The organism is Rhodococcus sp. GXMU-t2271 (assembly GCF_041414735.1).
Classification (GTDB): domain Bacteria; phylum Actinomycetota; class Actinomycetes; order Mycobacteriales; family Mycobacteriaceae; genus Rhodococcus; species Rhodococcus indonesiensis.
The window spans coordinates 40,648-63,060 of record NZ_JAUIZP010000027.1 but is presented as its reverse complement, the minus strand read 5'-3'; the positions used below and the strand labels follow the sequence as shown (position 1 = coordinate 63,060).

Below are 22,413 nucleotides of genomic sequence, written 5' to 3'. Positions count from 1 at the left end.
CGAGTCCGAAGGGAGAAACGTGACCACCCATCACACCGGAGGACCCGCGGAGGAGCTGCTGCGCCGCAGCGGGCGGTTCTTCACCGCAGGCGAGGTCTCCGACGACGGCCGCACCGTGACCCGTCACGGCGGTCGCGACGGCGACATCTTCTACCGCGATCGCTGGAGCCACGACAAGGTCGTCCGGTCCACCCACGGCGTGAACTGCACGGGATCGTGTTCGTGGAAGATCTACGTCAAGGACGGCATCATCACCTGGGAGACCCAGGAGACCGATTATCCGTCGGTCGGTCCGGACCGGCCCGAATACGAACCGCGCGGCTGCCCGCGCGGCGCGGCGTTCTCCTGGTACACCTACTCGCCGACCCGGGTGCGCTACCCCTACGCCCGCGGCGTGCTCGTCGAGATGTACCGCGAGGCCAGAGCCCGGCTCGGTGACCCCGTGCTGGCCTGGGCCGACATCCAGAACGACCCGCAGCGACGCCGCCGGTACCAGCGGGCCCGCGGCAAGGGCGGTCTGGTCCGGGTCACGTGGGCCGAGGCCACCGAGATGATCGCCGCCGCGCACGTGCACACCGTCAAGGAGTACGGCCCCGACCGGGTGGCCGGATTCTCGCCCATCCCGGCGATGTCGATGGTGTCGTTCGCGGCCGGTTCCCGGTTCGTCGAGTTGATCGGCGGCGTCATGACCTCCTTCTACGACTGGTACGCCGACCTGCCCGTCGCATCGCCCCAGGTGTTCGGCGACCAGACCGACGTGCCGGAGTCCGGCGACTGGTGGGACGCGGCGTACCTGATGATGTGGGGATCGAACGTCCCCGTCACCCGGACACCGGACGCGCACTGGATGACCGAGGTCCGTTACCGCGGCACCAAGGTCGTCGTCGTCAGCCCCGACTACGCCGACAACACGAAGTTCGCCGACGAGTGGATGCCGTGCGCGGCGGGCACCGACGGGGCGCTGGCCATGGCGATGGGGCACGTCGTGCTCACCGAGTGCTTCGTGCGACGGCGGGTGCCGTTCTTCGTCGACTACGTCCGCCGGTACACCGACCTGCCGTTCCTGGTCCGGCTCGAGGAACGCGACGGCAGGCTGGTGCCCGGCAAGAACCTCACCGCCGCCGACCTCGGCCAGGACGTGGAGAACGCGGCGTTCAAGCCGGTGCTGCTCGACGGTGCCACCGACACGGTCGCGGTGCCGCACGGCTCCCTCGGGTTCCGCTACGGCGACGACGGAGCCGGAAAATGGAACCTGGACCTGGGCGATCTCGTGCCGGCGCTGACCGTCGCGCATCGGGACGACGCCGCGGACGAGACCGCGCTCGTCCATCTGCCCGGTTTCGACACCGTCGACGGCCACGGCGAGACCGTCGAACGCGGCGTCCCCGTGCGGCGGGTGGGCGGACATCTGGTGTGCACGGTGTTCGACCTCATGCTGGCCCAGTACGGCGTCGCGCGTCCGGGACTGCCCGGACACTGGCCCAGCGGGTACGACGACCCGGCCTCGCCGTACACCCCCGCCTGGCAGGAGCCGATCACCGGGGTCTCCGCCGCACAGGCCGTCCGGATCGCGCGCGAGTTCGCCCGCAACGCGGAGGAATCCGGCGGCCGGTCCATGATCATCATGGGTGCCGGCATCTGCCAGTGGTTCCACGGCGACACCACCTACCGGGCAATTCTCGCCTTGCTGATGCTCACCGGTTCCATGGGCCGCAACGGCGGCGGCTGGGCACACTACGTGGGTCAGGAGAAGTGCCGTCCGGTCACCGGGTGGGCCGCGATGGCCATGGGAACGGACTGGTCCCGCCCGCCTCGGCAGATGGCGGGAACCTCCTACTGGTACGTCCACACGGACCAGTGGCGCTACGACGGGTACCGCGCCGACGCGCTCGCGAGCCCGCTCGGGCGGGGCCGGTTCCGCGACAAGCACACGATGGACGTGATGGTCTCCGCCGTCGCGATGGGGTGGACTCCGTTCTACCCGCAGTTCGATCGCAACACGCACGACCTCGCCGACGAGGCGCGAGCAGCAGGCGAGGACATCCCCGCGTACGTCGCCCGGAAACTCGCGAGCGGCGAGGTGAAGCTGTCGGTCACCGACCCGGACAACCCGCGCAACTGGCCGCGGGTGCTGAACGTGTGGCGGTCCAACCTGCTCGGCTCGTCCAGCAAGGGCAACGAGTACTTCCTGCGGCACCTGCTCGGGACCGACGCCAACATCCAGGGCGCCCCCACCGGCCCGGACCAGCGTCCACACGACGTCGAAGGTCCGGACGAGGTGCCCGAAGGCAAACTCGACCTGCTGATGTCGATCGACTTCCGGATGACGTCGACAACCCTGTTCTCCGACGTGGTGCTGCCCGCCGCGACATGGTACGAGAAGGGCGACCTGTCGAGCACCGACATGCATCCCTATATCCACGCGTTCAGTCCCGCGATCGACCCGCCGTGGGAGACCCGTTCCGACTACGAGGCATTCGGCGCCGTCGCGAAGGTGTTCAGCGCGCTGGCGTCGAAGCACCTCGGCACCCGCACCGACATCGTGCTCGGCACTCTGCAGCACGACACCCCGGGGGCGATGGCGTATCCGTCGGGCACGGAGAACAACTGGCGCGTGACCGGGGAGGTGCCGGTCCCGGGCAGGACCATGGGCCCGCTCGCGGTCGTCGAACGGGACTACGGGGCGATCGCCGACAAGTGGTCGACCCTCGGGCCGCTCGTCGACACCCTCGGCCTGACCACCAAGGGCGTCACGACGCACCCGGTGCAGGAGGTCGCGGAACTCGCCGAGAAGTTCGGCGTGATGAATTCCGGTGCGGGCGAGGGCCGCCCGGCGGTCACCAGCGCCGAACGCATGGCCGACGTCATCCTCGCGCTGTCGGGCACCTCGAACGGACGGCTCGCGGTCGAGGGCTTCCGCGAACTCGAGAAGCGTACCGGCCGCCGGCTCGTGCACCTCGCCGAGGGCAGTGAGGAACGCCGTATCACCTACGCCGACACCCAGTCCCGCCCGGTCCCCGTGATCACCAGCCCGGAATGGTCCGGCAGCGAGACCGGTGGGCGCCGCTACGCCCCGTTCACGGTGAACATCGAGGAACTCAAACCGTTCCACACGCTCACCGGCCGCATGCACTTCTACGTCGATCACGACTGGATCGAGGAACTCGGCGAACAACTCCCCACCTACCGCCCGCCGCTGGACATGTCGCGCCTGTTCGGTGAACCGGCCGTCGGCAGCGGCGACGGCGTCGGACTGACCGTGCGGTACCTCACCCCGCACTCGAAGTGGTCGATCCACTCCGAGTACCAGGACAACCTGTTCATGTTGTCGCTCTCACGCGGTGGACCGACCATGTGGATGAGCCCGGCGGACGCGGCGAAGATCTCGGTGCGGGACAACGACTGGGTCGAGGCCGTCAACCGCAACGGCGTCGTGGTGTGCCGCGCAATCGTCTCGCACCGCATGCCCGAAGGTGTGGTGTACGTCTACCACGCGCAGGAGCGCACCATCGACGTGCCGCTCACCGACACCACCGGTACCCGCGGCGGCATCCACAACTCGGTCACGAAGATCCTGATCAAACCCACCCACATGGCAGGCGGCTACGCGCAGACCGCCTTCGCGTTCAACTACCTCGGGCCCACCGGAAATCAACGCGACGAGGTGACGGTCGTACGCCGCCGGTCGCAGGAGGTCACGTACTGATGTCGATGCTCACGACCACGACCGGCGAAGCGAGGCCGGCATGAAGGTGATGGCCCAGATGGCGATGGTGATGAACCTCGACAAGTGCATCGGTTGTCATACCTGCTCGGTCACCTGCAAGCAGGCCTGGACGAACCGTTCCGGCACCGAATACGTGTGGTTCAACAACGTGGAGACCCGGCCCGGCCAGGGATACCCGCGCACCTACGAGGACCAGGACCGCTGGCGGGGCGGATGGATCCGCGACCGCAACGGGCGGCTGCGGCTGCGTGACGGCGGCCGGTGGAGCAAGCTGTTCCGGATCTTCTCGAATCCGAAGATGCCGGCGATCGACGACTACTACGAGCCGTGGACCTACGACTACGAGAACCTCACCACCGCGCCGCTCGGCGACCAGATCCCGGTGGCACCGCCTCGCAGTCTGATCAGTGGCAAGCCGATGAAGGTCGAATGGTCGGCGAACTGGGACGACGATCTCGGCGGCTCCCCGGAGATCGTGCCCGACGATCCGGTGCTGAAGAAGATCGGCGAGCAGGTCCGGCTCGAACTCGAACAGACCTTCATGTTCTACCTGCCTCGCATCTGCGAGCACTGCCTGAACCCGTCGTGCGTCTCGTCGTGCCCGTCCGGAGCGATGTACAAGCGCGTCGAGGACGGCATCGTTCTCGTCGACCAGGACCGCTGTCGCGGCTGGCGGATGTGCGTGTCCGGATGTCCTTACAAGAAGGTGTATTTCAACCACAAGACCGGCAAGGCCGAGAAGTGTACGTTCTGCTATCCGCGCGTGGAGGTGGGCCTGCCCACCGTGTGTTCCGAAACCTGTGTGGGTCGGCTGCGCTACATCGGCCTCGTGCTCTACGACGCCGACCGGGTGCTCGAGGCCGCGTCCGTCGAGGACGAGAAGGACCTCTACGACGCACTGCGGCAGGTGCTGCTCGACCCCGCCGACCCGGACGTGATCGCCGGCGCCCGCGCCGAGGGCATCTCCGACGAATGGATCGAGGCCGCCCAGCGGTCACCCGTGTACGCGTTGATCGACACGTACCGGGTCGCGTTGCCCCTGCATCCGGAATACCGCACGATGCCGATGGTCTGGTACGTGCCGCCGCTGTCCCCGGTGGTCGACGCGGTCTCGCGCGACGGTCACGACGGCGAGGACATGGGCAATCTGTTCGGTGCCCTCGAATCACTGCGTATCCCGATCGAGTATCTGGCGGGACTGTTCACCGCGGGCGACACCGACGCCGTCGAAGCGGTGCTGCACCGGCTCGCCGCGATGCGGTCGTACATGCGCGACATCAACCTGGGCCGGGACACGCGACCGGAGATCCCCGACGCCGTCGGCATGACCGAGGAGCAGATGTACGAGATGTACCGCCTGCTCGCCCTGGCCAAGTACGACGAGCGGTACGTGATCCCGACCGCCTACGCCGCCGAGGGCCACCGGCTCGAGGAATCCGCCACCGACTGCGCACTGTCGTACGACGGCGGCCCCGGAATGTACGACTCCGGGCCGTTCGGGGAGGCCAGCGGCGGTCCGGTCCCGGTCGCGGTGGAGACCTTCCATGCGCTCCGGCAGCGGCAGACCTCCGAGGGGATGGCGGCGAACGCGTCGAATCCCTCCCGTGTGAACCTGCTCAACTGGGACGGCAAGGGCGTGCCCCAGGGCCTGTTCCCGGCCGGGCATCGGGTCGAGGACCGGGGGAGTGGGCAATGAGGGTGCGGATACGCCGTGGGCGCGACACCGCGACGCGGCAACTGCAACACCGGCTGATCCGGCAGGCGGCCTCGCTGCTGCTGGCATACCCCGACGATCGGCTGCCGTCCCGTCTCGCGACCGTCGACGGTCTTCTCGGGCACGTCACCGGGGCGCCGGCGCAGTTGCTGAGCCGGACGCTCGCCGCCCTGCGCGACGCCGATCCGTTTGCTGCGCAGGCCGACTACGTCGACACCTTCGACATGCGCCGGCGGTCGACGATGTATCTCACGTACTGGACCGGCGGTGACACCCGCAATCGCGGCACAGCGATCCACGCGTTCGCCCAGGCCTACCGGGACGCCGGCGTGGAGCCACCGACCGGGGAAGCGCCCGATCATCTGCCGGTGGTGCTCGAGTTCGCCGCCACCGTCGACCCGGACGCGGGGGAGCGACTGCTCGCCGCGCACCGGGTCCCGATCGACGTGCTCCGAATCGCGCTCGAGAAACGCGATTCCTGCTATGCGGCGACGATCGGGGCGGTGTGCGCGACGTTGCCTCCGGTCGGCGATCAGGAAGTCCACCGCGCCCGGTACCTCGCCGAGACCGGGCCGCCCGCCGAGGCGATCGGCCTCGAACCGTTCACCCTCACGGTCCCACCGCGCCGCACTGCACCCGCCGCGGAGCAGACCCGAGTCGAAGGAGTCGGCTGACATGTCCGCAGGGGAGATCTTCTGGGACGTCGCGCCGTACGTCACGATCGCCGTGGTCGTCGTGGGTACGTGGTGGCGCTACCGTTACGACAAGTTCGGCTGGACCACGCGTTCGTCTCAGCTCTACGAGAGTCGGCTGCTGCGCATCGCCAGCCCGATGTTCCACTTCGGGATCCTCGTGGTGATCGTGGGGCACGTGATCGGTCTGCTCATTCCACAGTCCTGGACCGATGCGGTCGGCCTGAGTCAGCACGCGTATCACGTACAGGCGGTGACGCTGGGCACCATCGCCGGGATCGCCACCCTCGTCGGAATCCTGTTGCTGATCTACCGTCGCCGCACCCGTGGACCGGTGTTCATGGCGACCACGGCCAACGACAAGCTCATGTATGTCGTCCTCGTCGCCGCGATCGTCGCGGGACTCGCCACGACTCTGATGGGGTCGGGTGTCGTGGGCGAGGAGCACAACTACCGCGAGACCGTCTCGCCGTGGTTCCGATCCATCTGGATCCTGCAGCCGCGCGGCGATCTCATGGTGCAGGCACCCCTGTCGTTCCAGCTGCACGCGCTGATCGCCTTGATCCTGTTCGCGCTGTGGCCGTTCACCCGCCTGGTGCATGCCTTCAGCGCGCCGATCGGATACCTGTTCCGGCCGTACGTGGTCTACCGCAGCCGCGACGTCGCCGCGAAGGGACAGCTCGTCGGGTCGCAGCCGCGCCGCCGCGGGTGGTGACCGGATCGGCCGGAGAGCGCCGCGTGTAGTGTGAGTTGTTCAGTCCAGCACACCCACTCGCCTGTAGGACCGTCGAACATCTTCATGGCTGCCACCCGCCGCTCCGCCGCCCCGTCCGTCGCCGTATCCACGTCGGCGTCCACCGAGCCCGACGCCGGGGTGCGACGCACCCTCCTGCCCGGAGGTCTGCGCGTCGTCACCGAGCACGTGCCCGGCGTGCGTTCGGCCGCCGTGGGTGTCTGGGTGGGCGTCGGCTCCCGCGACGAGCAGCCCTCCGTCGCCGGTGCGGCCCACTTCCTCGAACACCTGCTGTTCAAGGCCACCCCCACCCGGACGGCGCTCGACATCGCCGAACTCGTCGACGGCGTCGGCGGTGAACTCAACGCGTTCACCTCGAAGGAGCACACCTGCTTCTATGCCCACGTGCTCGACGACGACCTGTCCCTGGCCGTCGACCTCGTCGCCGACGTCGTGCTGCGCGGCCGATGCCGCAGCGCCGACGTCGACCTGGAACGGCAGGTCGTCCTCGAGGAGATCGCGATGCGCGACGACGATCCCGAGGATCTGCTCGGGGACGCCTTCCTCACCGCGCTGTACGGCGACCACCCGATCGGTCGGCCCATCATCGGCTCGGTCGAATCGATCGAGGCGATGACCCGTACCCAGCTGCACTCGTTCCACGTGCGGCGGTACACGCCGGACCGCATGGTCGTCGCCGTCGCCGGCAACGTCGACCACGACCACACCGTCGAACTGGTCCGTCGGGCCTTCGCCGGGCACCTCGACCCCGCCGCGACCGCCGCCCCCCGGCGGGAGGGCAGTCTCCGCCTGCGCACGGCGCCGACGCTGAGCATCACCGACCGCGACGGTGAGCAGGCGCACCTGGCGGTCGGTGTGCGGTCCTTCGGCCGTCACGACCCCCGGCGCTGGGCGCTGTCGGTACTCAACGCCGCCGTCGGCGGCGGCTTGAGCTCACGGCTGTTCCAGGAGATCCGGGAGCAGCGCGGCCTCGCCTACTCGGTGTACTCCGGTGTGGACACCTTCGCCGACACCGGTGCGTTCTCCGTCTACGCCGGGTGCCAGCCCGAGAACCTCGGCGAGGTCGCCGGCCTCGTCCGTGAGGTGCTCACCGACGTCGCCGACAACGGCGTCACCGAGGCCGAGTGCGCCCGTGCCAAGGGCTCGCTGCGCGGTGCGCTGGTCCTCGGTCTCGAGGACACCGGGGCCCGGATGAATCGGATCGGCCGCAGCGAACTGAGCTACGGCACCCACTGGAGCGTCACCGAGACACTCGAGCGGATCTCGTCGGTGAGCGCGACGGAGGTCCGCGAGGTCGCCGCCGAACTGCTGCACCGGCCGTTCGCTGCGGCCGTCGCCGGGCCGTACCGGCGGCCCCGGGACCTGCCCGCCTCGGTGCGCGCTCTCGTCGCGTGACCGCGGCCTGACCACGGGCAGGGACGTCCGGTTGCGTAGGCTGCTGCGGGACGGATCGGACGAGGAAGCGTGGAGAGTCAAGTGAACGCAGCAGCAATCCGGGTCGGTGTGCTCGGCGCCAAGGGCAAGGTCGGACAGGCGATCTGCGCGGCCGTCGAGGCGGCCACCGACCTCGAGCTCGTCGCCGCGGTCGACCGGGACGACAGCCTCGAGGACTTCGTCACCTCCCGCGCACAGGTGGTGGTGGACTTCACCCATCCCGACGTGGTCATGGGCAATCTGCAGTTCCTCGTCGAGCACGGCATCCACGCGGTCGTCGGCACCACCGGATTCGACGAGGCACGACTGGGCAGGGTCCGCGACTGGCTGGCCGCGACACCTGAGGTCGGCGTCCTGATCGCGCCGAACTTCGCGATCGGTGCCGTGCTGTCGATGCGCTTCGCGCAGGCCGCCGCGCGGTTCTTCGACTCCGTCGAGGTCATCGAGTTGCACCACCCCAACAAGGCGGACGCGCCCTCCGGCACGGCCTACCGCACCGCGGCGCTCATCGCCGAAGCCCGCGCCGCGGCCGGCGTGGGCCGCAGCCCGGACGCCACGACCACCGAACTCGACGGTGCCCGCGGCGCCGACGTGGCGGGGGTGCGGGTGCACTCGGTGCGCCTGGCCGGCCTCGTCGCCCACCAGGAGGTGCTGCTCGGCACCCAGGGCGAGACCCTGACCATCCGTCACGACTCGATCGACCGTTCCTCCTTCGCGCCCGGCGTGCTGCTCGGCGTGCGTGAGATCGGCGGCCGGCCCGGCCTCACCGTCGGCATCGACCCGCTCCTCGACCTGTGAGGCGCGACCTGGTCAAGGTCCTGGCGCCGATCGTCTTCATCGTCCTCGCGCTGGGGTTCTACTTCGTGCTCCTCGGCGGGCGTGGGCTCGAACTGGTGCGCTCGGGCGAGGCTGCGGCCGTCGGGCTCGGCATCGGCGTGCTGCTGCTGCCGTTGGTGGGCGTGTGGATCGTCTACGCCACCCTGCGGGCCGGTCTCCAGCATCAGCACCTGTCCCGCCGGATCCACGAGGAGGGCCTCGAACTCGACGTGAGCGATCTGCCGCGCCGGCCCTCGGGACGGGTCGACCGCGACGCCGCCGACGCCCTGTTCGAGCAGGTCAAGGAGGAGTGGGAGGCCGACCCGGACAACTGGCGCCACTCGTACCGGCTGGCCCGCGCCTACGACTACGCCGGTGACCGCGGCCGGGCCCGGGAGACCATGCGCCGGGCGGTCGCCCTCGAGAAGCTCGAACGCACACAGTCCCCCGACTGATCCCGCGCCGAGCGAATGTATCGGTCCTCTCCTCGGCAGTCGCGGGCGGTACATGCGCTCGATCCACGTCGGCGGCACCCGCACCCGGCCCGGCGCGGGTGGCGGGTGCCGTTGCGGGGCACGGACACCGCGCGGCCGGCGACGTACCCTGCAGGGTGTGACCGAGGCTCCTGCCGACGGCGAGCGCACGCTGCTCGTCGTCCACCACACCCCGTCCCCGTCGACCCGCGAGTTGCTCGAGGCGGTGCTCGCCGGGGCGCACGACCCCGACATCGCCGGGGTGCGGGTGCGGACGGTGCCCGCGCTCGGTGCGACGGTGCCGGATGTGCTCGCCGCCGACGGCTACGTGTTCGGCACCACCGCGAACTTCGGGTACATGTCGGGGGCCCTGAAGCACTTCTTCGACACCGTCTACTACCCGTGCCTCGACGCGGTCGCAGGGCGGCCGTACGGGCTGTGGGTGCACGGCAACAACGACACCGCGGGCGCCGTTGCCTCCGTGCGGAAACTCGTCACGGGCCTCGCCCTGGCGCAGGTCACGCAGGACCTCGAGATCACCGGTCCGATCGACGCGAAGGTCCGGGAGCGCTGCTACGAGCTCGGGGCGACCGTCGCGGTGTCCGTGTCACCGGAGGTCTGACCGCGCGGACACCGCGCGGCGCGTCAGAGCAGCTTCTCGACGAACTTCGTCAGACCCTTCTCGGCGGTCTCCATCGCCATCCTCTGCGCCTTCTTCACCATGAAGCCGGGCAGCGGGATCTTCGGGTCGATCGTGAGGGTGAAGTCCACCCGGGTGCCGCTCTCGGTGGCGGTGAGGGTGTAGGTGCCGTCCTGCTGATGCTGCTGGTGGCTCTCGATCAGGGTCCAGGACATCGACTCGTCGCCGTTCCAGAAGTAGTCCACCACCTGTTCGTCGTGAATTCCGATGATGGACACGGTCATCCGGACGCGGTGGGGGCGGCCGTCCGGGTGGGTGGTCTCGACGACGACGGTCTTGTGCGGACCGGACCACTCCGGCAGTCGATCGACCGCGGCGATGCCCGCCATCACGCGACTCGGGTCGGCCTTGATCTCGAAACTGCTGGAACTGCTGACGGCCATGCGCTCACTTCCTCGGCTTTCGGGTGACGTGCGTCGGCAATGTACCGCACCGCCTCCCGCTCAACCGTCCTCGCGCTCGGAGGTTTCGGACGGACCCGCTCCGGTTTCGTCGGCGGGGCGCCTCGTGGCGCGCTCGTCGGCGCGGCGCTGGTATCGCATCTGTTCGCGCAGCGCCCCCTGGACGGCCTGCGACACCCACGAGTTCAGCGACACACCGTTCTGGGCCGCCGCCTCCTCGGCGCGGGCCTTGATCTGCTCGACCAGGCGCAGGGTCACCCGGCTGATGTCTCCGGTGACGTCCTCGAAAGTCTGGGCAGGGCTGGGGGTTTCGGCGGACATCTCCGACCGCACCTCGAGTACGGCGTCGTCGCCGTCCAGACGTACGGTGACCACCCGGTCGCCGAGTTCGCCCGAGATCTCCGCCGCCATGTCCGACAGTGCCTGCAGCACGGCCAGGCGGGCGGGCGCAGCGACCGCTGCGGCGAGGGCCGCCGCGGTCCGGCGGGTCTGTTCGTCGCCGAGTTCCGCGGCGGCGACGAGGGAATCGGTGATCGCATCCAGATACGGATCGAGGCGCATGACGCCATCATGACGTCATATGTGATGTCAGTCAAGGCGTCGGAATGCAGCCCGCGGTCGGGTGCCGCCCCGCGCGGCGCTACGGTCGACTGGATCGACAACCTGGAGGAGAACCGATGGCGCCCGAGCCAGTCACGCTCAAGGTCAGGCTGGTGGCCAAGACCGAGTTCGTCCCGCCCGCCGACGTGCCCTGGGAGACCGACGCCGACGGCGGAGAGGCACTCGCCGAGTTCGCAGGCCGGGCGTGCTACCAGAGCTGGTCCAAGCCGAACCCCCGCACGGCCACCAATGCCGGATACCTGCGCCACCTGCTCACGGTCGGGCACCTGTCCGTGCTTGAGCACGGTTCGGTGAGCTTCTACATCACCGGCATCTCCCGGTCCTGCACCCACGAACTCATCCGGCACCGGCACTTCTCCTATTCCCAGCTGTCCCAGCGGTTCGTCCGCGGCAGCGACGCTCCGGTCGTGGTCCCGCCGGCCGTGGCGGGGGACCCGCGGCTCGAGGAACTGTTCCTCGCTGCCGCCGAGTCCAGCCGGGCCGCGTACATCGAACTGCTCGACGCGCTCGACGAGAAGCTCTCCCATCTGCCCGAGGGGCCGATCCGTGCGAAGCAGGCCCGTGAGGCCGCGCGATCGGTGCTGCCCAACGCCACCGAGACCCGCGTCGTCGTCACCGGCAACTACCGGTCCTGGCGGCACTTCGTGGCTATGCGCGCGACCGAGCACGCCGACGTCGAGATTCGCCGCCTCGCCGTCGAGTGCCTGCGTCAGCTGCAGGACGTCGCGCCGAACATCTTCGGCGACTTCACCATCACCCGTCTGCCCGACGGTTCCGAGGTCGCCGCCGGTGCCTTTGCGACCGACACCTGACCGGCAGGTGTGTGTGGAACAGCCCGGGTCACGCGGTAGCCTTCTGACCATGACCAACGGTGATTCCGCTTCTGCTGTCGAGCTTCCGTTCGGCACCATCGCCACAGCGATGGTGACCCCGTTCACCGCCGACGGCAAGCTCGACGTGGACGCGGGTGTGCGTCTTGCCGCCTATCTGGTCGACGGCGGCTGCGATGCGCTGGTTCTCGCGGGCACCACCGGCGAATCGCCGACCACCACCGAGAACGAGAAGCTCGAACTGATGCGCGCCGTGCTCGCCGCGGTGGGGGACCGCGCGAAGATCATCGCCGGCGCCGGCAGCAACGACACCGCCCACAGCGTCGAACTCGCCCGCGACGCCGCGCGAGCCGGCGCCCACGGGCTGCTCGTCGTCACCCCGTACTACTCCCGGCCGCCGCAGGCAGGGCTCTACGCCCACTTCACGGCCGTCGCGAACGCCACCGACCTGCCCGTCATGCTCTACGACATCCCGCCGCGCTCGGTCGTGCCGATCGAAACGGAGACGCTGCGCCGGCTCGCCGAGCATCCCCGCATCGTGGCGGTCAAGGACGCCAAGGGCGATCTCAACGCCGGCGCCGAACTCATCGGCACCACCGACCTGAAGTTCTACTCCGGAGACGACCCGCTCAACCTCCCGTGGCTGTCCGTCGGTGCCGTCGGATTCGTCAGTGTCATCGGACATCTCGTGCCCGGCCGCCTGCGGGAGCTGTACGACGCCTTCCAGGCCGGTGATCTCGTCCGCGCCCGCGCGATCAACCTGAGCCTCATGCCGATCCTGCGTGCCGTCTCCCGCCTCGGGGGGGTGAGCGCGTCGAAGGCGGGCCTGCGGTTGATGGGTCTCGACGTCGGCGAGCCTCGCCTGCCCCAGGTGGCGCCGACCTCCCTGCAGATCGACGCACTAGCCGCAGACCTGCACGCCGCAGGGGTGCTCGCGTGAGCCGCCCGTCGCGCGGCCGGGGCCGCGCCACCCGCAACGCCGGACCGCCCAGCACCCGGCCGGTGCGCCGGACCGTGCAGAACTCGGCCGACACCCAGCGGCCCGATCCGCGCAAGGTCGCGGACATGTCCGTGCGGCTGGGCACCCCGCCGAAGGCACCGCCCAAGGGGCTGCGCGTCGTCGCGCTCGGCGGCATCGGCGAGATCGGCCGCAACATGACGGTCTTCGAGCACCAGGGCAAGCTCCTCGTCATCGACTGCGGCGTGCTCTTCCCCGAGGACCAGCAGCCGGGCGTCGACCTCATCCTGCCGGACTTCCGGCACATCGAGGACCGCATGGACGACGTCGAAGCCGTCGTCCTGACCCACGGGCACGAGGACCACATCGGGGCAGTGCCGTTCCTGTTGCGGCTGCGTCCCGACATCCCGGTCGTGGGTTCGAAGTTCACCCTCGCTCTCGTCGCCGCGAAATGCCGCGAGCACCGGCTGCGCCCCAACCTCGTCGAGGTCGTCGAGGGCGACAAGACCACGCACGGGCCGTTCGAGTGCGAGTACTTCGCCGTCAACCACTCGATCCCGGACGCGCTCGCCGTCGCCGTCCGTACCGAGGCCGGCCTCGTGCTGCACACCGGCGATATCAAACTCGACCAGTTGCCGCTCGACGGCCGCCTCACCGACCTCGCCGGATTCTCCCGGCTCGGCGACGAGGGAGTCGACCTGTTCCTCGTCGACTCCACCAACGCCGAGGTGCCCGGCTTCGTGATGCCGGAACGCGAAATCGGCGGCGTGCTGGACAATGTCATCGGTAAGGCCACCCAGCGTGTGATCGTCGCGTCCTTCGCCAGCCACGTGCATCGCATCCAGCAGGTCGTCGACGTCGCCGAGCGGTACAACCGCCGCATCGCCTTCGTGGGGCGGTCGATGGTGCGCAACATGCAGATCGCGCAGGATCTCGGCTACCTGCGGGTGCCGGACGGGCTCGTCGTCGACCTCGACACCGCGGCGACGCTGCCCGACAACCGGCTCGTGCTGATCTCCACCGGCTCCCAAGGTGAACCGCTGTCCGCACTCTCCCGGATGGCGCGGGGCGAGCACCGCCAGATCAACATCCGGGCCGACGACCTCGTCGTCCTGGCGTCCTCGCTGATCCCGGGCAACGAGAACTCGGTGTTCGCGGTCGTCAACGGCCTCGCCAAGCGGGGCGCCACCGTCGTCACCCAGCAGAATGCGAAGGTGCACGTCTCCGGCCACGCCTCCGCGGGCGAGCTGCTGTACCTGTACAACGCGGTACGCCCGACGAACGCGATGCCGGTGCACGGGGAATGGCGGCACCTGCGGGCCAACGCGAAGCTCGCCGAAGCGACCGGGGTGCCGCGCGAGCGGATCGTGCTGGCCGAGGACGGCGTGGTCGTCGACCTCGTCGACGGGCTCGCGGAGATCGTCGGGCAGGTGCCGGTCGGCCACGTCTACGTCGACGGCCTGTCCGTCGGCGACGTCGGCGAATCCACCCTGTCGGACCGGCTGATCCTCGGCGAGGGCGGCTTCATCTCGATCTCCGTCGCCGTGGACGAGAGTGGTCGTGCCGTGAGCACGCCCGGGGTGTCCGGGCGCGGCTTCTCCGACGACCCGGGAGCGCTGTCCGAGGCCGCGCAGCTCGTGGACAAGGTTCTCAACGAGCTCGCTGCCGAGGGCATCGACGACGCCCATCGCATCGCCCAGGCGATCCGCCGCGTCGTCGGGCGCTGGGTGTCCGACACCTACCGGCGCCGGCCGATGATCGTGCCGACGGTGATCACCGTTCCGGGCCCGGCGTAGCCGTACTCCGCGGCGCCGGACGGTCCGGCCCGTCCGGCGCTACAGTGGGCCGGGTGAGCCTCGCCCGTGACGAACGACACGCACTCGTCCGCACCATGACGCAGACCGGCCCCGACGCCCCCACCCTGTGCGGGGACTGGACCACCCGGGACCTGGCCGCCCATCTCGTGGTCCGCGAACGCCGGATCGACACGATGCCGGGCATCGTCCTGCCGCCCCTGGCCGGGCACACCGAGCGGGTGCGCGCCGGGGCGGCGGACCGGCCGTGGGAGCAGCTGCTCGCCGACATCGAGTCCGGACCGCCCGTCTGGTCGCCGTTGTACCTCGTCGACGGACTCGCCAATGCCGCGGAGATGTTCGTCCACCACGAGGACGTGCGCCGCGCCGCGCCCGGGTGGGAGCCGCGGCCGCTCGACGCGTCGACCCAGGACCGCCTGTGGCAGATGGCCCGGCAGATCGGCCGGCGTGGTTACCGCGGCACCGACGTCACGGTCGTGTTCGAGCGCCCCGACGGCACCCGCGCGACGGTCCGGCGGCGCGGTCCGCGGACCGTGATCCTGCGGGGCGAGCCCGCCGAGTTGTTGCTGCACGCCTTCGGCCGTGACGAGGTGCGCGTCGAGACCACCGGGCCGGCCGCCGACGTCGCCGAGGTCGCCGCGTCCGGTCGCGGCGTCTGATCCGCCCCGGCACCCGTGTGACCACCGCGTGCGGCTGATGCCGGTGTTGCGGATGGTTCGGTTGTGGACATTGCGACTAACCTGACGGGTATGGCAGGAAAGTCGGGTGCCCGCGGATCGTCGTCGACGACCTCACGGTCGAGGTCGGGTGCGCGCGGCTCGTCCGGGGCCACGGGTGCGTCGCGCGCGAAGGGCAGCACCCGCAAGCCCGCTACGACCACCCGCCGGCAGCCCGCCGCACGACGCCCGGCCCGCAGCACCGCCACCCCTCGGCGCAAGGCGCCCGCCCGTTCGTCACGACCGGGCGTCCTGCACACGCTCGGCCGCGGGATCGGCACCGGCTGGACGATGATCGCCCGCGGGGTGGGTGCCACCACCCGCACGGTGGGCAGGGTGACGGAGGTCGAGCACGGCCACCGCCGCGACGGCATCGCCCTCGGGCTCATCGCCGCGAGCATCGTCGTCGCCGGCAGCGTCTGGTTCGCCGTCGGCGGCCCGCTCGGCGGCTGGATCGAGGCCGCGGTCCGTGCGGTCGTCGGCGGCGCGAGCGCGGTGCTGCCGCTGACCGGTCTCGTGATCGCGGTCGTCCTCATGCGCACCGAGCCACGGCCGGAGATCCGGCCCCGGCTCGTCCTGGGGTCGATGCTCGTCGCCCTTCCTGCGCTCGGCCTGTGGCACATCGCCTCGGGCATGCCCAGTGACGGTGCGGGCCGGGCGGGTGGCGCCGGCTTCCTCGGATACCTGGTGGGCGGGCCCCTCACCGACGGCCTGACGGTGTGGTTGTCGGTTCCGTTGCTGCTGATGGCAGCCGGGTTCGGCATCCTGCTGCTCACCGGCACGACGATCCGGGAACTGCCCGGCATGTTCCGCGAGTACTTCGGCCTGCACTACCGAGCCGACGACGAGTACGGCGCATACGACCCGGACCACGCCGACGACTACGACGCCGATCGGGACCCGACTCTGTTCGACGCCGACGGCTACCCGGTCGAGCGGCGGACCAGGGGCCGGCGGCGTACTCCCGTCGAGAACTACCCCACGGACGAATTCGACGGCGACGCCCGCACCGAGGTGCTGCCGGTGTGGGATCCGGAGCCGGCGCCCGCCGCGCCCCCGGCGCCGGAACCCGCACCGGAACCGGCACCCGAGCCGCCCCGCGCCCGCGCCCGGTCCAAAGCGGCCCCCGCGCCGGCCCCGCCGGTCGAGGAGTCCGCCGACGACGGCAAGCTCGAGCCGCTCGTTCCCGACCGGGTGGTGGAGGGCGACTACGCTCTGCCGTCGCTCGGGCTGCTGCTCGAGGGCGATCCGCCCAAGAAGCACAGTTCGGCGAACGACCAGATGATCGAGGCCATCACCGAGGTGCTCGAACAGTTCAAGATCGACGCCGCGGTCACGGGCTTCACCCGCGGCCCCACGGTCACCAGGTACGAGGTGGAACTCGGGCCGGGCGTGAAGGTCGAGAAGATCACCGCGCTCGCCCGCAACATCGCCTATGCCGTGGCCACCGACAACGTGCGCCTGCTCGCGCCGATCCCCGGCAAGTCCGCGGTGGGCATCGAGGTCCCGAACTCGGACCGCGAACTGGTGCGTCTCGCCGACGTGCTCGCCGCTCCGTCGACGCGCAAGGATCACCATCCGCTGGTGATCGGGCTCGGCAAGGACATCGAAGGCGACTTCGTCTGTGCGAACCTGGCCAAGATGCCGCATCTGCTCGTCGCCGGCTCCACCGGCTCCGGCAAGTCGAGTTTCGTCAACTCGATGCTGGTGTCGCTGCTCGTGCGTGCCACCCCGGACGAGGTCCGGATGATCCTCATCGACCCGAAGATGGTCGAGCTCACGCCGTACGAGGGCATCCCGCACCTGATCACGCCCATCATCACCCAGCCGAAGAAGGCGGCCGCCGCCCTCGCGTGGCTGGTGGAGGAGATGGAGCAGCGCTACCAGGACATGCAGGCCAACCGCGTCCGGCACATCGACGACTTCAACACCAAGGTCCGGTCCGGCGAGATCACCGCCCCGCTCGGCAGCGAGCGGGTCTACCGGCCGTACCCGTACATCCTCGCGATCGTCGACGAGCTCGCCGACCTGATGATGACGGCCCCCCGCGACGTCGAGGACGCCATCGTGCGGATCACGCAGAAGGCCCGCGCCGCCGGCATCCATCTGGTGCTCGCCACGCAGCGGCCCTCCGTCGACGTGGTGACCGGCCTGATCAAGACGAACGTGCCGTCGCGGCTCGCGTTCGCGACCTCGTCGCTGACGGACTCCCGCGTCATCCTCGACCAGCCCGGTGCCGAGAAGCTCATCGGCATGGGCGACGGCCTGTTCCTGCCGATGGGGGCCGGCAAGCCGATCCGGATGCAGGGCGCGTTCATCACCGACGAGGAGATCGCGGCCGTCGTCGACTTCGCCAAGAACCAGAAGGAACCGGAGTACACCGAGGGTGTCACCACGGCGAAGCCCGGCGAGAAGAAGGATGTCGACCCCGACATCGGTGACGACCTCGACGTGTTCCTGCAGGCGGTCGAGCTGGTGGTGTCGAGCCAGTTCGGGTCGACGTCGATGCTGCAGCGCAAGCTGCGGGTCGGGTTCGCGAAGGCGGGGCGCCTGATGGATCTGATGGAGACCCGCGGGGTCGTCGGCCCCAGCGAAGGCTCCAAGGCGCGGGAGGTCCTGGTCAAACCGGACGAACTCGACGGCCTGCTGCTCTCCATCCGGGGCGGCGGGGACGCGGACGCGCCGGCACCGGCGGAGTAGGAGCAGCACGGTTCGATGCCGCTTCCCCTGTGTGGTTGAATGGACGAAGTGGAGGGGAGTATCCCCTAACTCGCGGCAGTTCCGTCAACACGTGCGACACCGATGTCGTCCCGGGGCTGTCGACCTCGAACCTGCTCCCCGGAGCCGTGAATCGAGGTGGGAGAGACCTCCGGTGGTTCGCTGTGCCTACCGGAGGAATGCCTGCAGATGCATGTCACCCCGCTCGTCTGGATCGTCACCATCCTGGTGATCCTGGGACTGTTCGTCTTCGACTTCTACGCTCACGTCCGCAAACCGCACGCGCCCACGCTGCGCGAGTCCGGCTTCTGGTCGGCGGTGTTCATCGGCCTCGCCGTGGTGTTCGGCGTCGTGGTGTTCGCGATCTGGGGACCGACGTACGGCGGCGAGTACTTCGCCGGGTACGTCACCGAGAAGGCTCTCAGTGTCGACAACCTGTTCGTCTTCGTGATCATCATGTCGACCTTCGCGGTGCCACGTGAGTACCAGCAGAAGGTACTCACCATCGGCATCGTCCTGGCACTCGTGATGCGCGGGGCGTTCATCGCCGTCGGGGCGGCTGCCATCAATGCCTACAGCTGGGTGTTCTACCTCTTCGGCGCATTCCTCATCTACACCGCGATCAAGCTGATCCGCGAGCACGGTGAGGAGGTCGAGCACGAGAAGGAGCGGGAGAACCGGATCGTCTCCCTGGTCCGCAAGGTGTACCCGACCACCGACGAGTACCACGGCGACAAGCTGTTCACCCGGATCGACGGCAAGCGCTTCGCCACCCCGATGCTGCTCGCTCTGGCCGCCATCGGCTTCACCGACATCCTGTTCGCGCTCGACTCGATCCCCGCGATCTACGGACTCACCAGCGAGCCGTACCTGGTGTTCACCGCGAATGCATTCGCGCTGATGGGCCTGCGACAGCTGTTCTTCCTCATCGGCGGCCTGCTCGAACGGTTGGTCTACCTGTCCTACGGCCTGTCCGTGATCCTCGGGTTCATCGGTATCAAACTGGTGCTCCACGCGCTGCACGAGAACACGCTGTCGTTCGTCAACGGCGGTGAACACGTCGCGGTGCCGGAGATCTCGACGTGGTTGTCGCTGGGCGTGATCGTCGGTGTGCTCGTGGTGACGACCGTGGCCAGCCTGCTCAAGACGCGCAGCGAGAAGGCCGACCTCACCTGACCTCCCCGCCGGTGATGGGCGTCAGTCGTTGAAGACGCCCATCACCGGGAGCCACTCCGTGATCCGGACCGCGTCGACCAGGCCGTGACGAGCGAAGGGATCCTGCGCCATGACCTCGCGCACCGCCGGCTCGTCCGCAGCCTCGACGACGATCAGCGCGCCCGATCCGTCGGCCCACGGACCGGTCGCCCGCACTGTCCCGGCGTCGACGAGTTCGCCGAGCCAGCCCCGGTGGGCGGGCCGGTGCTCGTCGCGGCCGTCGGTGGTGGCTTCGGAGTAGGTGTACTCGACAGCGAACAGCGGCATGGATCCTCGCATTCGTGGTGGTGGGGCGGACGCGGCTCAGAGCGAGAGCAGCATCCGGGTGTTTCCCAGGGTGTTCGGTTTGACGTAGCTCAGGTCCAGGAACTCGGCCACACCGGTGTCGTAGGAACGGCACATCTCCGCGTACACCTCGGCGGTGACGGGAGTGCCGTCGATCTCCGTGAATCCGTGCCGGCCGAAGAACTCGACCTCGAAGGTGAGCACGAACAGCCGCTCCAACTCGAGTTCGCGGGCGACTTCGATCAGGTGGGCGACGACGAGGTGGCCGACTCCACGGCCCTTGACCCGCGGATCCACCGCGACGGTGCGGATCTCACCCAGGTCGGACCACAGCACGTGCAAGGCCCCGCAGCCGACGACGGTGCCCGCTGTCTCGGCCACCCAGAACTCCTGCACGGACTCGTACAGGGTGACGAGATTCTTCTCCAGGAGGATCTTGCCCGCATAGATGTCGACCAGTCGCTTGATCTCCGGAATGTCACCGGTTCGCGCACGTCGCACGACAATGCGGTCGTGGGTCTCCGGGTCCGTCGTCCGCGAATTCATAGTGGTGAACAGTAGCCGGTCGCTCTACCGATATTGTGTCCGTGTGCCGGTCGGATCCCCATGCTCACGTGTCGCCCCGGCGGACCCGGGTCCGCGTCGTCCCGCGGCGCCGTCCGCGGCGGGGAGGCCGGCGTGAGCGCGCCGCATCCCGAGGTGGCCGGGACCGGCGGGGCCGCGGCGGCCCCCGGGCCCCACGCGCCCGCGGCCGCGGAGCCGGTGCCGCTGTGGAACATCGCCAACATCCTCACCATGCTGCGGATCGCTCTGGTGCCGGTGTTCCTGCTGGCGTTGTTCGCCGGCGACGGCCACGATGCCGCGTGGCGCCTCACCGCCACGGCTGTGTTCGCCGTCGCGGCGATCACGGACCGGATCGACGGTCAGCTCGCGCGCAAGCACGGGCTCGTGACCGATTTCGGCAAGCTCGCCGATCCGATCGCCGACAAGGCGCTCATCGGCGCCGCCCTCGTGGGCCTGTCGCTGCTCGGTGACCTGTCGTGGTGGGTGACCGGCATCATCGCGGCCCGCGAACTCGGCGTCACCGCACTGCGCTTCTTCGTGTTGCGGCATGCGGTGATCCCCGCGAGCCGCGGCGGCAAGGCCAAGACCCTGTTCCAGTCCCTCGCGATCGTGCTGTACCTGCTGCCGCTGCCGGCGGCGGCCGCGCCGTTCGCTGTCGCGCTGATGGGGCTGGCGGTGATCCTCACGGTGGGTACCGGCATCGACTACGTGGTCCAGGCGGTGCGGCTGCGCGCCGGAGTGCACCGCGTCGAGCACCAGCACGAGGAGTGAGGCGGTGCCCGACCCCCTCGTTCCCGGCACCGCGGCCGCGGAACTGGTCGCGGCCCTGGCCGCACAGCGGCAGACGGTGGCCACGGCGGAATCCCTCACGGCCGGGCTGATTGCCGCGACGATCGCCGGGGTACCCGGTGCGAGCGTGGTGCTGCGCGGCGGACTGATCGTCTACGCCACCGACCTCAAGTCCACCCTGGCCGGGGTGGACGCGGGCCGGCTCGCGGTGGACGGGCCGGTCTCCGAGTCCACGGCCGCGGCGTTGGCCGAGGGCGCCGCGGAGCGCTGCGCAGCGACGTGGGGCGTGGGCGTCACCGGCGTGGCCGGGCCGGACCCGCAGGACGGGCATCCGCCGGGCACGCTGTACATCGGGATCGCCGGACCGGGAGGCACGGTGGTCACCCGGCCGTCGGTGTCCGGTGACCGGTGGGACATCCGGACCGGTGCCACCCGCGCCGCCGTGTCGGGCCTACTCACCCGCGTGCACGCTGCCGCGGGGATGTAGTGTCTTGACACCGCGGTACCGGTGGTAACCGGACCCGTGCGGAGCCGCGCCCGGCAGGGGTTTTCGTGCCCGGGCGGGGAGCCGGGAACCCGGCGACGTGCGTCGTGCGTTGACGGGATGAGCGACGACGGACGAAGGAGGATGGGATGGCGCTGTTGTTGCGTGAGGCAATCGGTGACAGCCTTCGGCGCACCCGCGTTTCGCAGAGCCGCACCCTGCGTGAGGTCTCCAGCAGCGCCCGGGTCAGCCTCGGCTACCTCTCCGAAATCGAACGCGGACGCAAGGAGGCGTCGAGCGAACTGCTCGCCGCGATCTGCGACGCCCTCGACGTGCCCTTGTCCGACGTGCTCTTCGACGTCAGCGAGTCGCTCGCCGATGCGGTTCCGGCCCGCGGCCGGACCCCGGTGGGTGCGGCGGGTCTCGGGGCCGAGCCGGCGCCCCGCGACGCGGAGGCCCTCGCCGCCGAGCACGCGGCACTCGTCGCGCAGGACACGCGGGTGGTGATCCCGCCGCCGGCAGCACGTGCGCTGGCTGCCGCATAACATGGAGGTCGGACCGCGCCGGCCTGGCCGGACGCGGCCGAAAGCGACACACTCCGGGTCACCACCGGGGGGTGGCTCGGGACACACGACGGCCGGGTCTGCGGGGATCCCAGGGCCGTCCGGAAACGGTGCGCGAGGGCCGTGCATCGGGTCGCGTTCGCCG

21 protein-coding genes are annotated in these 22,413 nt (G+C 69.8%); 17 read left to right on the top strand and 4 right to left on the bottom strand.

Annotated features, from left to right (window positions below; translation table 11 throughout):
* Positions 1-19: 19 nt before the first annotated feature.
* From QYS60_RS10320 to QYS60_RS10285, 8 genes are all read left to right on the top strand, one after another.
* Entirely contained in the window at positions 20-3,706 is a 3,687-nt protein-coding gene (locus tag QYS60_RS10320; RefSeq protein ID WP_371383067.1) for a nitrate reductase subunit alpha, read from the top strand.
* 40 nt (positions 3,707-3,746) lie between these two features.
* Positions 3,747-5,423 (top strand): nitrate reductase subunit beta, encoded by a 1,677-nt coding sequence (gene narH, locus QYS60_RS10315; protein WP_289377894.1) that lies wholly within the window; start codon positions 3,747-3,749, stop codon positions 5,421-5,423.
* Positions 5,420-6,115, top strand: coding sequence for a nitrate reductase molybdenum cofactor assembly chaperone (gene narJ / locus QYS60_RS10310; protein WP_371383066.1), 696 nt, complete (start codon positions 5,420-5,422; stop codon positions 6,113-6,115). The genes narH and narJ overlap by 4 nt, the downstream gene beginning before the upstream one ends.
* 1 nt (position 6,116) lies before the next feature.
* Positions 6,117-6,848, top strand: coding sequence for a respiratory nitrate reductase subunit gamma (gene narI, locus QYS60_RS10305; RefSeq protein ID WP_371383065.1), 732 nt, complete (start codon positions 6,117-6,119; stop codon positions 6,846-6,848).
* A gap of 84 nt (positions 6,849-6,932) precedes the next feature.
* Complete coding sequence (locus QYS60_RS10300) at positions 6,933-8,282, top strand: M16 family metallopeptidase (protein ID WP_371383064.1); 1,350 nt, start codon at positions 6,933-6,935, stop codon at positions 8,280-8,282.
* 81 nt (positions 8,283-8,363) lie between these two features.
* Positions 8,364-9,119, top strand: coding sequence for a 4-hydroxy-tetrahydrodipicolinate reductase (dapB, locus tag QYS60_RS10295; protein ID WP_289377898.1), 756 nt, complete (start codon positions 8,364-8,366; stop codon positions 9,117-9,119).
* Positions 9,116-9,592 carry a hypothetical protein gene (locus QYS60_RS10290; protein WP_371383063.1) on the top strand — a complete coding sequence of 159 codons (477 nt, stop codon included), beginning with the start codon at positions 9,116-9,118 and terminating at the stop codon, positions 9,590-9,592. The genes dapB and QYS60_RS10290 overlap by 4 nt, the downstream gene beginning before the upstream one ends.
* 157 nt (positions 9,593-9,749) lie before the next feature.
* A complete protein-coding gene (locus QYS60_RS10285; RefSeq protein ID WP_010592680.1) occupies positions 9,750-10,232 on the top strand; it encodes a flavodoxin family protein in 483 nt (160 codons plus the stop codon).
* 23 nt (positions 10,233-10,255) lie between these two features.
* Here QYS60_RS10285 and QYS60_RS10280 read toward each other — a convergent pair whose 3' ends face one another.
* Together QYS60_RS10280 and QYS60_RS10275 are read right to left on the bottom strand one after the other, a co-directional pair.
* A complete protein-coding gene (locus tag QYS60_RS10280; protein WP_010592679.1) occupies positions 10,256-10,693 on the bottom strand; it encodes an SRPBCC family protein in 438 nt (145 codons plus the stop codon).
* A 60-nt stretch (positions 10,694-10,753) separates the two neighbouring features.
* Entirely contained in the window at positions 10,754-11,272 is a 519-nt protein-coding gene (locus QYS60_RS10275) for a toxin-antitoxin system HicB family antitoxin (protein ID WP_010592678.1), read from the bottom strand.
* Between the two features lie 116 nt (positions 11,273-11,388).
* Here QYS60_RS10275 and thyX point away from each other — a divergent pair, with 116 nt between their 5' ends.
* The 6 genes from thyX (at position 11,389) to QYS60_RS10245 (ending at position 19,544) form a co-directional block, all read left to right on the top strand.
* Positions 11,389-12,144: an FAD-dependent thymidylate synthase gene (thyX, locus tag QYS60_RS10270; RefSeq protein WP_371383062.1), complete on the top strand. Its 756-nt coding sequence runs from the start codon at positions 11,389-11,391 to the stop codon at positions 12,142-12,144.
* A gap of 49 nt (positions 12,145-12,193) precedes the next feature.
* A complete protein-coding gene (gene dapA, locus QYS60_RS10265; protein ID WP_010592676.1) occupies positions 12,194-13,102 on the top strand; it encodes a 4-hydroxy-tetrahydrodipicolinate synthase in 909 nt (302 codons plus the stop codon).
* Positions 13,099-14,916, top strand: a complete 1,818-nt coding sequence (locus QYS60_RS10260) for a ribonuclease J (protein WP_052033934.1) — start codon at positions 13,099-13,101, stop codon at positions 14,914-14,916. Before dapA ends, QYS60_RS10260 begins: the two co-directional genes overlap by 4 nt.
* 53 nt (positions 14,917-14,969) lie before the next feature.
* Positions 14,970-15,593, top strand: a complete 624-nt coding sequence (locus QYS60_RS10255; RefSeq protein ID WP_040781745.1) for a TIGR03085 family metal-binding protein — start codon at positions 14,970-14,972, stop codon at positions 15,591-15,593.
* Positions 15,594-15,683: 90 nt separating this feature from the next.
* The gene (locus tag QYS60_RS10250) at positions 15,684-18,350 is read left to right on the top strand and encodes a DNA translocase FtsK (RefSeq protein ID WP_371383061.1); all 2,667 of its coding nucleotides are present in this window, start codon (positions 15,684-15,686) and stop codon (positions 18,348-18,350) included.
* Positions 18,351-18,557: 207 nt separating this feature from the next.
* A complete protein-coding gene (locus QYS60_RS10245) occupies positions 18,558-19,544 on the top strand; it encodes a TerC family protein (protein ID WP_003935657.1) in 987 nt (328 codons plus the stop codon).
* Between the two features lie 21 nt (positions 19,545-19,565).
* Here the strand turns inward: QYS60_RS10245 and QYS60_RS10240 are convergent, their stop codons facing one another.
* Both QYS60_RS10240 and QYS60_RS10235 read right to left on the bottom strand, forming a co-directional pair.
* Positions 19,566-19,850 (bottom strand): YciI family protein, encoded by a 285-nt coding sequence (locus QYS60_RS10240; RefSeq protein ID WP_003935656.1) that lies wholly within the window; start codon positions 19,848-19,850, stop codon positions 19,566-19,568.
* Positions 19,851-19,886: 36 nt separating this feature from the next.
* Entirely contained in the window at positions 19,887-20,414 is a 528-nt protein-coding gene (locus tag QYS60_RS10235; RefSeq protein WP_003935655.1) for an amino-acid N-acetyltransferase, read from the bottom strand.
* 132 nt (positions 20,415-20,546) lie between these two features.
* Between QYS60_RS10235 and pgsA the strand changes: the two genes are divergently transcribed.
* The 3 genes from pgsA to QYS60_RS10220 all read left to right on the top strand — a co-directional run bounded on the left by pgsA (position 20,547) and on the right by QYS60_RS10220 (position 22,250).
* Positions 20,547-21,203, top strand: a complete 657-nt coding sequence (gene pgsA, locus QYS60_RS10230; RefSeq protein WP_371383060.1) for a CDP-diacylglycerol--glycerol-3-phosphate 3-phosphatidyltransferase — start codon at positions 20,547-20,549, stop codon at positions 21,201-21,203.
* Between the two features lie 4 nt (positions 21,204-21,207).
* Positions 21,208-21,708: a CinA family protein gene (locus tag QYS60_RS10225; RefSeq protein ID WP_371383059.1), complete on the top strand. Its 501-nt coding sequence runs from the start codon at positions 21,208-21,210 to the stop codon at positions 21,706-21,708.
* 146 nt (positions 21,709-21,854) lie between these two features.
* The gene (locus QYS60_RS10220; RefSeq protein WP_003935652.1) at positions 21,855-22,250 is read left to right on the top strand and encodes a helix-turn-helix domain-containing protein; all 396 of its coding nucleotides are present in this window, start codon (positions 21,855-21,857) and stop codon (positions 22,248-22,250) included.
* Positions 22,251-22,413: the final 163 nt, after the last annotated feature.